At 65.4% G+C, this 14,988-nt stretch carries 18 protein-coding genes; 17 read left to right on the top strand and 1 reads right to left on the bottom strand.

The window, feature by feature from the left end; translation table 11 throughout:
• The first annotated feature begins 120 nt into the window (after positions 1-120).
• From urtA to ACED18_RS07215, 17 genes are all read left to right on the top strand, one after another.
• Positions 121-1,386, top strand: a complete 1,266-nt coding sequence (gene urtA, locus ACED18_RS07295; protein WP_377290428.1) for an urea ABC transporter substrate-binding protein — start codon at positions 121-123, stop codon at positions 1,384-1,386.
• A gap of 309 nt (positions 1,387-1,695) precedes the next feature.
• Positions 1,696-3,267 (top strand): urea ABC transporter permease subunit UrtB, encoded by a 1,572-nt coding sequence (gene urtB, locus ACED18_RS07290; RefSeq protein ID WP_377291095.1) that lies wholly within the window; start codon positions 1,696-1,698, stop codon positions 3,265-3,267.
• On the top strand, positions 3,264-4,451 hold the full coding sequence (gene urtC, locus ACED18_RS07285; RefSeq protein WP_377290426.1) for an urea ABC transporter permease subunit UrtC: 1,188 nt from the start codon (positions 3,264-3,266) through the stop codon (positions 4,449-4,451). Before urtB ends, urtC begins: the two co-directional genes overlap by 4 nt.
• Before the next feature lie 4 nt (positions 4,452-4,455).
• Complete coding sequence (gene urtD, locus ACED18_RS07280) at positions 4,456-5,220, top strand: urea ABC transporter ATP-binding protein UrtD (RefSeq protein ID WP_377290424.1); 765 nt, start codon at positions 4,456-4,458, stop codon at positions 5,218-5,220.
• Between the two features lie 224 nt (positions 5,221-5,444).
• Entirely contained in the window at positions 5,445-6,140 is a 696-nt protein-coding gene (urtE, locus tag ACED18_RS07275) for an urea ABC transporter ATP-binding subunit UrtE (protein WP_377290422.1), read from the top strand.
• Between the two features lie 28 nt (positions 6,141-6,168).
• Positions 6,169-6,999, top strand: a complete 831-nt coding sequence (locus tag ACED18_RS07270) for an urease accessory protein UreD (protein ID WP_377290420.1) — start codon at positions 6,169-6,171, stop codon at positions 6,997-6,999.
• 89 nt (positions 7,000-7,088) lie between these two features.
• Positions 7,089-7,391: an urease subunit gamma gene (locus tag ACED18_RS07265; protein WP_149737921.1), complete on the top strand. Its 303-nt coding sequence runs from the start codon at positions 7,089-7,091 to the stop codon at positions 7,389-7,391.
• A 9-nt stretch (positions 7,392-7,400) separates the two neighbouring features.
• Positions 7,401-7,655, top strand: a complete 255-nt coding sequence (locus tag ACED18_RS07260) for a DUF1272 domain-containing protein (protein WP_377290417.1) — start codon at positions 7,401-7,403, stop codon at positions 7,653-7,655.
• A 27-nt stretch (positions 7,656-7,682) separates the two neighbouring features.
• Entirely contained in the window at positions 7,683-7,988 is a 306-nt protein-coding gene (locus tag ACED18_RS07255; RefSeq protein WP_377290415.1) for an urease subunit beta, read from the top strand.
• Entirely contained in the window at positions 7,988-8,398 is a 411-nt protein-coding gene (locus ACED18_RS07250; protein WP_377290413.1) for a lysozyme inhibitor LprI family protein, read from the top strand. The genes ACED18_RS07255 and ACED18_RS07250 overlap by 1 nt, the downstream gene beginning before the upstream one ends.
• Before the next feature lie 11 nt (positions 8,399-8,409).
• Positions 8,410-9,048 carry a Urease operon accessory protein gene (locus ACED18_RS07245; RefSeq protein ID WP_377290411.1) on the top strand — a complete coding sequence of 213 codons (639 nt, stop codon included), beginning with the start codon at positions 8,410-8,412 and terminating at the stop codon, positions 9,046-9,048.
• Between the two features lie 117 nt (positions 9,049-9,165).
• Positions 9,166-10,878 carry an urease subunit alpha gene (ureC, locus tag ACED18_RS07240; RefSeq protein ID WP_377290409.1) on the top strand — a complete coding sequence of 571 codons (1,713 nt, stop codon included), beginning with the start codon at positions 9,166-9,168 and terminating at the stop codon, positions 10,876-10,878.
• A 65-nt stretch (positions 10,879-10,943) separates the two neighbouring features.
• Positions 10,944-11,240 carry a putative quinol monooxygenase gene (locus ACED18_RS07235; protein WP_377290407.1) on the top strand — a complete coding sequence of 99 codons (297 nt, stop codon included), beginning with the start codon at positions 10,944-10,946 and terminating at the stop codon, positions 11,238-11,240.
• Between the two features lies 1 nt (position 11,241).
• On the top strand, positions 11,242-11,769 hold the full coding sequence (gene ureE, locus ACED18_RS07230) for an urease accessory protein UreE (protein WP_377290405.1): 528 nt from the start codon (positions 11,242-11,244) through the stop codon (positions 11,767-11,769).
• Positions 11,770-11,775: 6 nt separating this feature from the next.
• On the top strand, positions 11,776-12,483 hold the full coding sequence (locus ACED18_RS07225) for an urease accessory protein UreF (RefSeq protein ID WP_377290403.1): 708 nt from the start codon (positions 11,776-11,778) through the stop codon (positions 12,481-12,483).
• A 34-nt stretch (positions 12,484-12,517) separates the two neighbouring features.
• Positions 12,518-13,129, top strand: a complete 612-nt coding sequence (gene ureG, locus ACED18_RS07220; RefSeq protein ID WP_377290401.1) for an urease accessory protein UreG — start codon at positions 12,518-12,520, stop codon at positions 13,127-13,129.
• 1 nt (position 13,130) lies between these two features.
• The gene (locus tag ACED18_RS07215) at positions 13,131-14,000 is read left to right on the top strand and encodes an MBL fold metallo-hydrolase (protein ID WP_377290399.1); all 870 of its coding nucleotides are present in this window, start codon (positions 13,131-13,133) and stop codon (positions 13,998-14,000) included.
• A gap of 13 nt (positions 14,001-14,013) precedes the next feature.
• Here ACED18_RS07215 and ACED18_RS07210 read toward each other — a convergent pair whose 3' ends face one another.
• Positions 14,014-14,697 (bottom strand): Crp/Fnr family transcriptional regulator, encoded by a 684-nt coding sequence (locus tag ACED18_RS07210; RefSeq protein ID WP_377291093.1) that lies wholly within the window; start codon positions 14,695-14,697, stop codon positions 14,014-14,016.
• Positions 14,698-14,988 lie beyond the last annotated feature (291 nt).

The raw sequence follows: 14,988 nt of genomic DNA, 5'->3' as shown, positions 1-14,988 counted from the left end.
ACGGTTTTGCGGCGCAGCATCGGATAGTTCGTTTGCGAACGGTTAACGGCTCCCGAGGGACGGAAACGGGGTTCGCCAAACGAACGAGAGGGGTTCACCATGACATTCAAGGCGCATTTGATGAGCGCGTTTCTGGCCGGCGCTCTGGCCACCACGGCCATGACGACCGCCTTCGCGGAAGACACGATCAAGGTCGGCGTCCTGCACTCGCTGTCCGGCACCATGGCGATTTCGGAAACGACGCTGAAGGACACGATGCTCTTCCTCATCGACGAGCAGAACAAGAAGGGCGGCGTTCTCGGCAAGAAGCTCGAGCCCGTCGTCGTCGATCCGGCGTCCGACTGGCCGCTCTTTGCCGAAAAGGCCCGCGAGCTGATCGAGAAGGACAAGGTCGCCGCCGTGTTCGGCTGCTGGACCTCGTCGTCGCGCAAGTCCGTCCTGCCGGTTTTCGAAGAGCTGAACTCCATCCTCTTCTACCCCGTGCAGTACGAGGGTGAGGAATCCTCGCGCAACATCTTCTACACGGGTGCTGCCCCGAACCAGCAGGCCATTCCGGCCGTCGATTACCTCGCCGAGAACGAAGGCGTGGAGCGCTGGGTTCTCGCCGGCACCGACTATGTCTATCCGCAGACGACCAACAAGATCCTGAAGGCCTACCTGATGTCCAAGGGCGTCAAGGAAGAGGACATCATGATCAACTACACGCCTTTCGGTCATTCCGACTGGCAGACGATCGTCTCCGACATCAAGAAGTTCGGCTCGGCCGGCAAGAAGACCGCCGTCGTCTCCACCATCAACGGCGACGCCAACGTTCCCTTCTACAAGGAACTCGCCAACCAGGGCATCAAGGCCGAGGATATCCCGGTCGTCGCCTTCTCGGTGGGTGAGGAAGAGCTTGCCGGCCTCGACACGGGCCCGCTCGTCGGCCACCTCGCGGCCTGGAACTACTTCCAGTCGGTCGATACCGAAATCAATGCCGAGTTCATCAAGGAATGGCACGCCTTCATCAAGAACGACAAGCGCGTGACCAACGACCCGATGGAAGCCGCCTATATCGGCTTCAACGCCTGGGTGAAGGCCGTAGAGGCCGCCGGCACGACCGACACGGACAAGGTGCTCGACAGCATCATCGGCGTTTCCGTTCCGAATCTCTCGGGCGGCTACTCCACCGTCATGCCGAACCACCACATCACCAAGCCGGTGCTGATCGGCGAAATCCAGGCAGACGGCCAGTTCGAAATCGTCCAGCAGACCCCGCAGGTCGTCGGTGACGAGTGGTCCGACTACCTGCCGGACTCCAAGGACCTGATCTCCGACTGGCGCAAGCCGATGTCCTGCGGCAACTTCAACGTTGCCACCGGCAAGTGCGGCGGCAAGGGCAGCTGATAGCGCGAGGGGGCGTGCGGCGGGACGGGGCCGGCGAGATCCGGCTTCGTCCTTCCGTGCTGATTACCCCCCTCTGCCCTGCCGGGCATCTCCCCCGCAAGGGGGGAGATCCGCAGGCTGCAACGATGTCGCCTCTTCCGAAAACGCTTTGTTCTGGCAGGCGGCCGCTCCAACCGATCTCCCCCCTTGCGGGGGAGATGCCCGGCAGGGCAGAGGGGGGTATCCCCGCCCGATGCCCGCCCAGATCAGCACCAACAGGGGGCACGCATCGTGATCCAACGTCTTTTCCAGATCCTCTGGTTCATATTGGTGCTGGCCACGCCGGCGTTTGCGCAAGGGGGCGCCGATCCCAAGCCGCTCATCGACCAGCTGGGCTCTGCCAATTTCAAGCAGGCGGAAGACATTCTCGGCCAGATTGCCGCGACCGGGGACACCCGCGTGGTGCCGGCGCTGGAGGCGTTTGCCGAGGGCGATCTTTATCTGCGCAAGGCCGACAATGCCGTCTTCATCGCCAAGTCCGCCTCGGGCGGCTTCGATCTCATTGACCCCCTGACCGGCGAGAGCGCGGGAACCGCTGCCAAGGCCGATGTCACCAAGATCAAGGTCAACAACACGCTGCGCCGCGCCATTCGCTCGGCGCTGGGTGGCCTGACGCTGCTGTCGCCGGATCGCGACGTGCGGCTCGCCGCCGCTGACTCCGTGCTTAAGTCGCCATCGGCCGACAACCTCGCGCTGGTCGAAGCCGCGCTCGCCAAGGAAACCGATCCGGTGGTGAAGGTGCGGATGGAAGAGGCCCGCGCCGTTTCCGTGCTGACCTCCGACCGTCCGGTGGACGACAAGCGCCAGGCGGTTGCCACCATCAAGAACTTCGGCGGCCGCGAGGCGATCTCCATCCTCAGCGGTGCCGCCGCCAATGCCGATCCGGCGCTGGCCGAGGACATCAATTCGGCCATCGCCTCCATCCAGAGCGAGCAGGAGCTGTGGGATGTCGCGCAGAATGTCTGGTACGGGCTTTCGCTCGGCTCGGTTCTGCTGCTGGCCGCCATCGGCCTTGCCATCACCTTCGGCGTGATGGGTATCATCAACATGGCGCATGGCGAAATGGTGATGCTGGGCGCCTACACGACCTTCGTGGTGCAGGAGGTGATCCGCACCTCCTTCCCCGGCCTCTTCGACTGGTCGCTGATGATCGCGCTGCCGCTCGCCTTCGTCGTCACCGGCGCGGTCGGCCTGGTCATCGAGCGCGGCGTCATCCGCTTCCTCTACGGCCGGCCGCTCGAAACGCTGCTTGCCACCTGGGGCATCTCGCTCATCCTGCAGCAGGCGATCCGCACGCTCTTCGGCCCCACCAACCAGGAAGTCGGCAATCCCTCCTGGATGTCCGGTTCTTTCCCGCTCGGCGGCATGACCATCACCTATAACCGCATGTGGATCATCGCCTTCTCGCTGTCCGTCTTCGTGGCGCTGCTCATGCTCTTGAAGCGCACGCCCTTCGGCCTGGAGATGCGCGCCGTGACCCAGAACCGCAAGATGGCGGCCTCCATGGGTATCCGCACGCCTTGGGTCGATGCCTTCACCTTCGCGCTCGGCTCCGGCATCGCCGGCATTGCGGGCGTGGCCCTTTCGCAGATCGACAATGTCTCTCCGAACCTCGGTCAAGCCTACATCATCGACAGTTTCATGGTCGTGGTGTTCGGCGGGGTCGGCAATCTCTGGGGCACCTTCGTGGGCGCGCTGACGCTCGGCGTGCTCAACAAGTTCCTCGAGCCCTGGGTCGGCGCCGTGCTCGGCAAGATCCTGGTGCTCGTCCTCATCATCCTGTTCATCCAGAAACGTCCGCGCGGCCTGTTCGCGCTCAAGGGAAGGGCGGTGGAAGCATGATTACGAGCTTCATCATGCGCGCGCTGGAAGGCCGCATAGTCATCGCCGCCTCCATTCTGATGGCGATCGCCATTCTCGTGCCGGCCCTCAATCTCCTCGTGCCTGCCGGCAGTCCGCTGCATGTGCCGACCTACATCATGTCGCTGATGGGCAAGTATCTGTGCTATGCGCTGCTGGCGCTGGCGCTCGATCTGGTCTGGGGCTATTGCGGCATCCTCTCGCTCGGCCACGGCGCCTTCTTCGCGCTCGGCGGCTATGCGATGGGCATGTATCTGATGCGCCAGATCGGCCCGCGCGGCGTCTATGGCGATCCGGTGCTGCCGGACTTCATGGTGTTCCTCAACTGGAAGGAACTGCCCTGGTTCTGGCACGGCATGGACATGTTCTGGTTCGCCATGCTGATGGTGCTCTTCGTGCCCGGCCTGCTTGCCTTCGTCTTCGGCTGGTTCGCCTTCCGCTCCCGCGTCAACGGGGTCTATCTCTCGATCATCACGCAGGCCATGACCTATGCGCTGCTGCTCGCCTTCTTCCGCAACGACATGGGCTTCGGCGGCAATAACGGCCTGACCGACTTCAAGGACATCCTCGGCTATTCCGTGCAGGCGGATGGCACGCGCGCCGTGCTCTTTGCGCTCTCGGCCGGGATGCTGGCGCTCTGCCTCGTGCTCGCCTCGGCCATCGTGCGCTCCAAATACGGCAAGGTGCTGGTGGGCGTGCGCGATGCGGAAAGCCGCACCCGCTTCCTCGGCTACCGCGTGGAAAACGTGAAGCTCTTCGCCTTCGTGGTCTCGGCCATGATGGCGGGCATTGCCGGGGCGCTCTTCGTGCCGCAGGTCGGCATCATCAATCCCGGCGAATTCGCCCCGGCCAACTCCATCGAAGTCGTCATCTGGACGGCGGTCGGCGGGCGCGGCACGCTGATCGGGCCGATCGTCGGCGCCATCCTCGTCAATTTCGGCAAGAGCTTCTTCACCGGCGTCTTCCCCGAACTCTGGCTGTTTGCGCTCGGCGGCCTCTTCATCGCCACCACGCTCTTCCTGCCCAAGGGTATCGTCGGCACGGTGCAGCAGGCGCTGGCGAGCCGCCGCGAGCGGCAGGCGGCCACGCCGGGCGCCGGCCCCTCGGCCACCGTGCCGCCCGCATCCGATGCCGGCACGCCCGCCAATCCTCAAGCTGCGGAGTGAGATCATGACCGTCGTCAATCCCGATGCCAAACCCCGCAGCCTGCTCTATCTCGACGGCGTTTCCGTCGCCTTCGACGGGTTCAAGGCGCTGAATTCGCTCTCCTTCGTCGTGGAGCCCGGCGAGCTTCGCGCCATCATCGGCCCGAACGGGGCCGGCAAGACCACGATGATGGACATCATCACCGGGAAGACCCGGCCCGACAGCGGCGAGGTATTCTTTCAAGGGACGATCGACCTTACCACCAAAGACGAGGCCGACATCGCCCAGCTCGGCATCGGCCGCAAGTTCCAGAAGCCGACGGTCTTCGAAAGCCATACGGTGTGGGACAATATCGAGCTGGCGCTGAACCGCAAACGCGGCGTCTTCGCCACGCTGTTCTACACGCTCTCGCCCGCCGACAAGGCACGCATCGAGGAGATCCTCGCGACCGTGCGCCTCTCGCACCGCAAGGACGACCTCGCTGCCAACCTCTCCCACGGCCAGAAGCAGTGGCTGGAGATCGGCATGCTGCTGGCGCAGGAACCGAAGCTCCTGCTGGTGGACGAACCCGTCGCCGGCATGACCGACGCCGAGACGGCGGAGACCGCGATCCTGCTGAAGGAGATCGCCAAGACCCGGTCCGTCGTGGTCGTCGAACACGACATGGGCTTCATCCGCGACCTCGGCGTGAAGGTGACCTGCCTTGCGGAAGGCTCCGTGCTCGCCGAAGGCTCGATCGATTTCGTCTCGAACGATCCGAAGGTGATCGAGAATTATCTGGGGCGGTGAGGGGGATGGCGGAGGCGGAGGTTTGGCGCACCCCCCTTTGCCCTGCCGGGCATCTCCCCCGCAGGGGGGGAGATCCGGTGGAGCAACTGCCTGCCCCAAATCACAGGTCTCCTTTGAAGAGATGCGCAAGCCGCCTGCCAATCTCCCCCCATGCGGGGGAGATGCCCGGCAGGGCAGAGGGGGGTATTGCCCCGCAACGACACGCCAACCACTGGGGGCACCACATGCTGACCGTCGATAACGCAAACCTTCATTACGGCGCCGCCCAGGCCTTGCGGGGCATCACCATCCGGGCGGAGATGGGGAAGATCACCTGTGTGCTGGGGCGCAACGGGGTGGGGAAGACGAGCCTGTTGCGCGCCATCACCGGGCGGCATCCGCTGAGTGGCGGGGCGATCGCGTTCGATGGCAAGCCGCTCGACGGGGTCGCGGCCTACAATCGGGCGAAGATGGGCGTCGGTTTCGTGCCGCAGGGGCGGGAGATCTTTCCGCTTCTGACGGTGAAGGAGAATCTGGAGACCGGCTATGCGCCGCTCGCGCGCAAGGACCGCTTCATTCCCGACGACATCTTCTCGCTGTTTCCGGTGCTCAACACCATGCTGTCAAGGCGCGGGGGGGATCTGTCGGGCGGGCAGCAGCAGCAGCTCGCGATCGGCAGGGCGCTCGTCACGCGGCCGCGCATTCTGGTGCTGGACGAACCGACCGAGGGCATCCAGCCGTCGATCATCAAGGATATCGGCCGGGCGCTCAAATATCTGCGCGATTCCACGGGGATGGCGATCCTGCTTGTGGAACAGTATCTCGATTTCTGCCGCGAGCTTGCCGATCACGTCTATATCATGGATCGTGGCGAGATCGTCCATGAGGGGGCGGCCGAGACGCTGGATACGCCGGAGGCGCGCCGGCACCTGACGGTGTGAGGGCGCTGATACGGGAATGGCAGGGCAGATGGGTGAGACTGCGATGATCGCGCCGCAGCGGGCGTGGGGGCGGGGCCGGTTGACGGCGAAGCCCGCCGGCGGGCGCACGCGGCTCGACACCTTCTATCAGGAAGGCTGCGCCAAGATCCGCGTGCCCGAAAGCTTCGACGGCCGCATGGAGGCGATCCTCATCAATTCTTCCGGCGGGCTGACGGGCGGGGACGACCTCGCCTGGCGCTTCGAAGCCAAGGCCGGCACCGATCTGACGCTGACGACGCAGGCCTGCGAGCGCATCTACCGCGCGTCCGGCGGCGTTGCGCAAGTGGAAACGCGGATAACGGTTGGCGATGGCGCCCGGCTTGCCTGGCTGCCGCAGGAGACGATCCTCTTCGACGGCTCGACGCTGTCGCGGCGGCTGGAGGTCGATCTGGCGGCGGATGCGGGCTTTCTGGCGGTGGAGGCCGTGCTGCTCGGCCGCAAGGCCATGGGCGAGACGATGCGGCGCGGGCTGTTTCAGGACCGCTGGCGCATCCGCCGCGCCGGCCGCCTGCTGCATGCGGAAAATCTGAAGCTCGACGGCGACATCACCGCGCTTACCGCGCAGCCGGCCGTGCTCGGCGGCGCCCTCGCCTTCGCCACCATCCTCTATGTCGGGACGGATGCAGAGGGGCATGTCGCGCGGCTGCGGGCGCTGATCAGCCCGGCGCTTGGCGGCGTCAGCCTCGTCAGCAGCGCCGCCGGTGAAAGGCTCGTCGCGCGGCTTGTCGCGGCGGACGGTTTTGCCTTGAGAAAAATCCTCGTGCCGGTCATTTCGCACTTGCGCAAAGACGCGCCAGTGCCGAAAGTCTGGTCACTCTGACCCTTCGACTTCTGTGTGATGACGCAAACGCCTGACGCGAAACCGGTTCCCATTTTCGCTGGATTTGCTCCAACCATTGGTGACGACGCATGAACCTGACGCCGAGAGAAAAAGACAAGCTATTGATTTCCATGGCGGCCATGGTCGCCCGGCGGCGCCTGGAACGCGGCGTGAAGCTCAATCATCCCGAAGCGATCGCGCTCATCACCGACTTCGTGGTGGAAGGCGCGCGCGACGGCCGCTCGGTGCCGGACCTGATGGAAGCGGGCGCCCATGTGCTGACCCGCGACCAGGTGATGGAGGGCATCCCCGAGATGATCCATGACATCCAGATCGAGGCGACGTTTCCGGATGGAACGAAGCTCGTGACGGTGCACGAACCGATCCGCTGAGGTCTGCCGATGCTCGCGCTGCGCCCCAACTGCGAATGCTGCGACACGGATCTGCCGCCGGAGAGTGCGCGCGCCCGCATCTGCACCTTCGAATGCACCTTCTGCGCCGATTGCGCCGAGGGGGTGCTGGCCGGGAGCTGCCCGAATTGCGGCGGAGAGCTGGTGCGCCGTCCGGTCCGGCCTGCGGCCATGCTGGCAAAGTATCCTGCCTCCACAACGCGTATTCTCAAGGCCGAGGGCTGCGCGCCCGGCAAGGCGGCCTGAACCCCGCTCGACCAAAGGACGATACCCATGATCCCAGGTGAAATCATCGCAGCTCCCGGCGAGATCGAGCTGAATGCCGGCCTCGATGTCGTGACGCTCGACGTCGCCAACACGGGCGACCGGCCGGTGCAGGTCGGCAGCCACTATCACTTTGCCGAAACCAATGCGGGCCTCGTCTTCGATCGCGACGCCGCACGCGGCCGGCGGCTCGACATTCCAGCGGGGACAGCGGTGCGCTTCGAGCCGGGCCAGACGCGGACCGTGTCGCTGATCCCGCTGTCGGGCAAGCGCGAGGTCTACGGGTTCCGCCAGCAGGTCATGGGAAGCCTGTGATGCGCGCTGCCGTCGTGGCCATGGGTGTTTTCTTGTCGGCGCTCCCGGTTTGCGCCGAGGATGCGCCGGCGATCGACTGCAACAATGCCATGACGCAGGCGGACATGAACGCATGCGCGGCCGAGGATTTCCAGAAGGCCGACAAGGCGCTGAATGCGCTGTGGCCCAGAGTGCGCAAGGCGATGGCCGACTGGGACAAGACGGTGGCGGAGAGCGCGCTCACGACCGGCGCGGAAGCGGCCCTCCTCAAGGCGCAGCGCGCCTGGATCGACTATCGCGACGGCCAGTGCGAGGCGGAGGGTTTTTCCGCCCATGGCGGCACGATGGAGCCGCTCTTGATCGAAAGCTGCAAGGCGACGATGACGCGTTCGCGCACGCAGGAGCTCGAAGCCCTGCTGAAGATGTATTGAGGAGAGCCCCAGTGGCGGGACGGCGCTTTGCCATTGTGGGGAACGGACCGGTCGCGGCTGACGCCGAGGCGGCGATCCTTTCGGCCGATTGCGTGATCCGCTTCAACGACTGCCGTTCGGCGGGGGCTTTGGCCCATCGCACCGATATCGTTGCCGTCTGTAACACCGGCCGGCCGGGCAAGGCGATGACTGAAGAGCCGGCGTGGCGGCTCAATCCGGCAGTGATGGCGGCCGGCGAGATCTGGTCGATCCGCGATCCCCGGATGTTTGCCGCCATGCGCGCGCCGCTGTCGTTGACGCATCCCGAACTCGACGATTTCTGCGACGACTACACGGATGGCTTTGCGGCGATCTGTGCGGCCGATGGCAAGCGGCATGTCGTGCTGCCGGCGGTAACGCATAAGCGGCTGGCCCAAGAGTTGTCAGCGCTCGACCCGGCGCCCTTCGTGGTGCCCTCGACGGGCCTCATCGTCATTGCCGAGGTGCTGTGGAACCATGCGGGCGCGGGCGACGCCATCCTGCTTTCCGGTTTCGGGCATCAGGGCTGGGAGTGGCATCCGTGGGAGGCCGAGCGGCTGTGGGTGGAGGCGCATGTCGCGGCCGGCCGGCTGTCCCGGCTTGTGGCGGCGCCTGCGGAACTGGCCGGATAGGCCGACGATGATCGCGGGAGGCGCCAGGCTTCCCCGGGGCGGCCCCGTCAATGCCGTGGGTCTGCCGCAAGGCAGGGCCAGAGTGACGTGACCGAACGAGATGAGAGGGATGAACCCATGTCCTACAAGATGCCGCGTGCCGCCTATGCTTCCATGTTCGGTCCGACCACGGGCGACAAGGTGCGGCTGGCCGATACGGAACTCTTCGTCGAGGTGGAGAAGGATTTCACCACCTATGGCGAGGAGGTGAAGTTCGGCGGCGGCAAGGTCATCCGCGACGGCATGGGCCAGAGCCAGGTGACACGGGCGGCGGGCGCCGTCGATACCGTCATCACCAATGCGCTGATCGTCGATCACTGGGGCATCGTCAAGGCCGATATCGGGCTGAAGGACGGGCGGATCGTGGCGATCGGCAAGGCCGGCAATCCCGATACGCAGCCGGGCGTCGATATCATCGTCGGCCCCGGCACGGAGGCGATTGCCGGCGAAGGCAAGATCGTCACGGCCGGCGGCATGGATGCGCATATCCACTTCATCTGCCCGCAGCAGATCGAGGAAGCGCTGATGAGCGGGCTGACCTGCATGCTCGGCGGCGGCACGGGCCCGGCGCATGGCACGCTTGCGACGACCTGCACGCCCGGCCCCTGGCATATCGCCCGGATGATCGAGGCGGCGGACGCCTTTCCGATGAACCTCGCCTTTGCCGGCAAGGGCAATGCCTCGCTGCCCGGCGCGCTCGAGGAAATGGTGCTCGGCGGCGCCACCTCGCTGAAGCTGCACGAGGACTGGGGCACGACGCCGGGCGCGATCGATTGCTGCCTGTCGGTCGCCGATCAGTACGACGTGCAGGTGATGATCCACACGGATACGCTGAACGAGAGCGGCTTCGTGGAAGACACGATCTCGGCCATCAAGGGCCGCACCATCCACGCCTTCCACACGGAAGGGGCGGGCGGCGGCCATGCGCCCGATATCATCAAGATCTGCGGCCAGCCGAACGTCATCCCGTCCTCGACCAACCCGACCCGGCCCTACACGGTCAATACGCTTGCCGAGCATCTGGACATGCTGATGGTCTGCCATCACCTGTCGCCGTCGATCCCGGAGGACATCGCCTTTGCCGAAAGCCGTATCCGCAAGGAGACGATCGCGGCCGAAGACATCCTACACGATATCGGCGCCTTCTCGATCATCTCTTCCGACAGCCAGGCCATGGGCCGTGTCGGCGAAGTCGCGATCCGCACGTGGCAGACGGCCGACAAGATGAAGCGTCAGCGCGGCGCGCTCAAGGAAGAGACGGGCGACAACGACAATGTCCGCGTCAAGCGCTACATCGCCAAGTACACGATCAATCCGGCGATCGCGCATGGCCTTTCCCACGAGATCGGCTCGGTGGAAGTCGGCAAGCGCGCCGATCTCGTGATCTGGAACCCGGCCTTCTTCGGCGTGAAGCCCGACATGGTGCTGCTCGGCGGCATGATCGCGGCCGCGCCCATGGGCGACCCGAATGCCTCGATCCCGACGCCGCAGCCGGTGCATTACCGCCCCATGTTCGGCTCCTACGGCAAGGCGCGCACCAATTCCTCCGTCACCTTCGTCAGCCAGGCAGCCCTCGACAACGGCCTTGCCGGCCGGCTCGGTGTGGCCAAGCAGCTGGTTGCGGTCAAGAACACCCGCGGCGGCATCTCCAAGGCCTCGATGATCCACAACAGCCTGACCCCGCATATCGAGGTGGACCCGGAGACCTACGAGGTGCGCGCCGACGGCGTGCTTCTGACCTGCGAACCCGCAACCGTGCTGCCGATGGCGCAGCGCTACTTCCTGTTCTGATATCTGCCGCAATCACGCGGGATGCCCGGTTCAACGGGCACCCGGAAACAATCGAGGAGACATTCATGATCTACGTCCTGGCCGAACACCGCATCCATCCCGACAAGACCGCCGCCTTCATCGAGGCGGCCAAGATCGTGGCGGCTGCGACGCGCAAGGAAGAGGGCTGCATCCACTACACCGTCAACGTCGATGTCGAGGATGAGAACTTCGTCGTCTTCGTGGAGCGCTGGGAAAGCCGCGATCATCTGCAGTCGCATTTCGGCCAGCCGCATGTGGCGACGTTCCTGAAGGCGATCGAAGGCATGGTGGCGTGGCGCAATCTGGAAGTGGTGCATTCCGAAAAGGTCGAGGTGCTCTGAGATGACGCAGCGCTGCACGCGCATCCTGCCTGCCGGCGCCGAGCATCCGGTGCCGGTCGATGTCGTGGTCCTCGCTCACGACCAGCGGCACCTGCGTCGCAAGCTCCTGCATCTCCAGCATGGCGAGATGGTGATGCTCGATCTTAAGGAAGCTGTGATGCTGGCGCATGGCGACATGCTGGCGCTGGATGACGGCAACGTCGTCGAGGTGATCGCGGCGGAGGAGAAGGTCTACGATATCCGCCCGCGTGACCGGTTGCATCTGATCGAGCTCGCCTGGCATCTCGGCAACCGGCACCTGCCGGCGCAGATCGAGGAGGAGCGCATCGTCATCTTGAGCGATCCCGTCATCCGCACCATGCTGGAGGGGCTGGGCGCGTCGGTGAGCGAGGCGAACGAGCCGTTCCATCCCGTGCGGGGTGCCTATCATCAGGCCGGGGGCGGACATTCGCATGGTCATTCCCACAGCCACGGGCACGATCACTCCCACGGGCACGACCATTCCCGTGGCCATCATCACCATGATTGAGTCGCCATGACCGGGGCACCAAGGGCCGATGACGGGACGGCGGAAGCGGGCGGCGCGGCAACGCGCGGTCTGCTGCGGCTCGTCACCTGGCTGTCGCCCTCCTTTCCGGTCGGGGCCTTCGCCTATTCCGGCGGGCTGGAGCAGGCGGTGAGAAGCGGTCTCGTGACGGATGCCGCCTCGCTCCGCGGCTGGCTGGAAAGCCTGTTCGTTTCGGGCAGTGTCTGGGCCGATAGCGTGCTTCTGGCGGCGGCGCATCGGGCCGAAAGCGATCAGGCGGCTCTGGCCGAGATCTGCGAACTTGCCGTTTCCATGCTCGGCGGACGAGAGCGGCAGATGGAGGCTTTGCTACAGGGCGAGGCGTTTCTGACGGCCGCACGAAGCTGGCCGCATGGACTTTTCGATCGCCTGCCGCGGGATGTACCCTATGCCGTTGCCGTCGGGGCGGTGGCGGGTGCCCATGGCGTGTCGCTCATCGATGCGATCGCCGCCTATCTGCATGCCGGGGCGGCCAATGCGGTCTCGGCTGCGATTCGCCTGGGCGTCACCGGGCAGACGGGTGGCGTGGCGCTGCTTGCCGGCATCGAAGACACCACGCTCGATATCGCACGCCGCGCGGCGGCATCGTGCCTCGACGATCTCTGGTCGTCGACGCTGATCGCCGATGTGATGGTGCTGCAACACGAAACGATGGAACCCCGGTTGTTCCGCTCCTGAGGCGGCGGGATCACATGGAAGACGAGGACAGATGATGGCATCGAGAAACGGACCGCTTCGGGTGGGGATTGGCGGGCCGGTCGGCTCGGGAAAGACGGCCCTGACCGACAAGCTCTGCAAGGCGATGCGCGACCGCTACTCCGTGGCGGTGGTGACCAACGACATCTACACCAAGGAAGATGCCGAAGCGCTGGTGCGCATGCAGGCGCTGCCGTCCGAGCGTATCGTCGGCGTGGAGACGGGCGGTTGCCCGCATACGGCCATCCGCGAGGATGCGACGATCAATCTGCAGGCCATCGCGGAGCTCAATCGCCGTATTCCCGATCTCGATGTCGTCTTCATTGAATCGGGCGGCGACAATCTCGCCGCGACCTTCTCACCCGATCTCGCGGACCTGACGATCTATGTCATTTCCGTCTGCCAGGGCGAGGAAATTCCGCGCAAGGGCGGGCCAGGCATTACCCGTTCCGACCTGCTCGTGATCAACAAGACCGATCTCGCGCCCTTCGTGGGCGCCGATCTCGGTGTCATGGAGGCGGATGCGGGGCGGATGCGCGCGGCGCGGCCCTTCGTCTTCTCCGACATGAAACGGGGTGCGGGCGTCGATCGGATCGTCGATTTCCTGACCATCAATGGCGGGCTCTAAAATGGCGCCTGCCGCGCAGGCGCTCGCCGTCGAGCCCGGTCAATATGGCGCGCCGATGCGTGTGGGGGACTACACGGTCACGCGTCTTGTGGATGGTATCTTCAATGCGCCCGTTTCCGCGCTGACGCATCCCGACGGCGCCGCACCTGTTGCGGCTGCCACCGCGGGCTTCGGCGAGGTGATCCCGGTTCCGGTCAATGCCTTTCTGCTGGAGGGGCCCGGCGGCCTCAGCCTGATCGATTGCGGGACGGGAAGCATATGGGGGCCGAACTTCGGGCATGTGCCGGCGGCGCTTGCCGCCCTGCATGTCGAGCCGGCCGCGATCTCCCGCATTTTCATCACGCACCTCCACGGCGACCATGCCTATGGGCTGGTAACGGATGGCTTGCCCCGTTTTCCCAATGCCGAGGTTCTGGTGCCGGAAACCGAACTCGCCTTCTACACCGATCCGGCTGCGCGGGAGGCAACACCGCAGGCGCGGCGTGGCGGTTTCGATGTGGCGGCCAAGCTGACGGCCACGGAGGGATTGCGGATTCAGACGATCGCGCCGGGTTCTGTCGGTCCGGCCATCACCTGTCTGCCGATGCCGGGACATACGCCCGGCCACGCCGCCTACAGGATCGGCGAGGGTGAGGGCGCCCTGCTGCTGTGGGGCGACGTGCTGCACCTGGAAGCGCTCCAGCCGCAGGATCCCGCGCTCTCGCTCGTCTACGACCTCGCGCTTGCGACCGGACAGGAAAGCCGCCGGGCGGCGCTTGCCCTTGCTGCCGACGAGGGGCTGGTGGTCAGCGGTGGTCACATCGACGGGTTCCGGTGGGTCAGCCGGGAGGGCGAGGCGTTCCGGATGTCGCCGGCATCGTTGACCGGCTGACGGCCGCTGGCCCTCAGGCCTCGCGCAGCGCGGTCTTGTCGTGCACCTCGATGACCCGCCCACGCACGACGACGCCGCGCTGGCGTAGATGCGAAAAGGCACGCGACAAGGCTTCGGGCGCCAGGCCGAGCTTTCCGGCCAGCACGCTCTTCTGGAAGGGCAGACGGAAGCTGACGGGGCCATCGCCCTCCGGGCAATGCCGCAAAAGATAATGTGCGACGCGCTGGTGGGCGGTGAGCAGCCGGTCATCGGCCAGGGAATTCTGGAGATCGTGCAGCCGCCGGCACAGGAGCCCCATGACGGCGCTGCCGAAGCTCGTATCCTCGGCCAGCAACTGGCGGGCGCGGTGCATGTCGATATGGGCGATCAGGCTTGGCTCGAGCGCCTGGCCATGGGCACCGGCGATGCGCTCCTGCGAGAGGATCGCGCACTCGCCGAAGACGTCGCCGGCGGAGAACACGCCGAGGTCGGCCTCGCGGCCCTCACGGCCGCTGCGATAGACGCGCACCAGACCGTTCAGCACGATCATCAGGCTGTCGATAGCCTCGCCTTCACGAAACAGGATATCGCCGGACTCATGACTGGAGACATGGGCGCCATCGAGCAGTCGGTTGACCGTATCCGGGCGCACGCCCTGAAAGAGCTGGCATCTGACCAGCGTATCCCTGTCCCTGGAGTTCAATCGCAACGTTTTCAACATTCTCCCCTTTCCGGCTGCGCCGGTTCCTTGCCCGCCGCAGCCGCACGTTTCACAGGCGCGCGGGCGCCCTTGTCGCGAAGCATCCCCGCGCCGGGTCCTGGACCTGCCGTCTGACAGGATCCTGAACCGTGCAGCGGTTGTGGCCTTCCGCCACCATCGCGTCTGGTCATTGGGAGGATCATTGCAGGAAGACGGGCCAGCGGCCTTGATCTTGATCAAATGCGCGCGGAGCCCGGGAACGAAAAAGCCCCCGGCGTGACCGCCGGGGGCTTTGCAAACATATCACGC

The organism is Rhizobium sp. SG2393, assembly GCF_042610495.1.
In the GTDB taxonomy this organism is placed as follows: domain Bacteria; phylum Pseudomonadota; class Alphaproteobacteria; order Rhizobiales; family Rhizobiaceae; genus RU20A.
The sequence above is the reverse complement of the archived record's forward strand: the minus strand, read 5'-3'. Positions and strand labels throughout refer to the sequence as shown.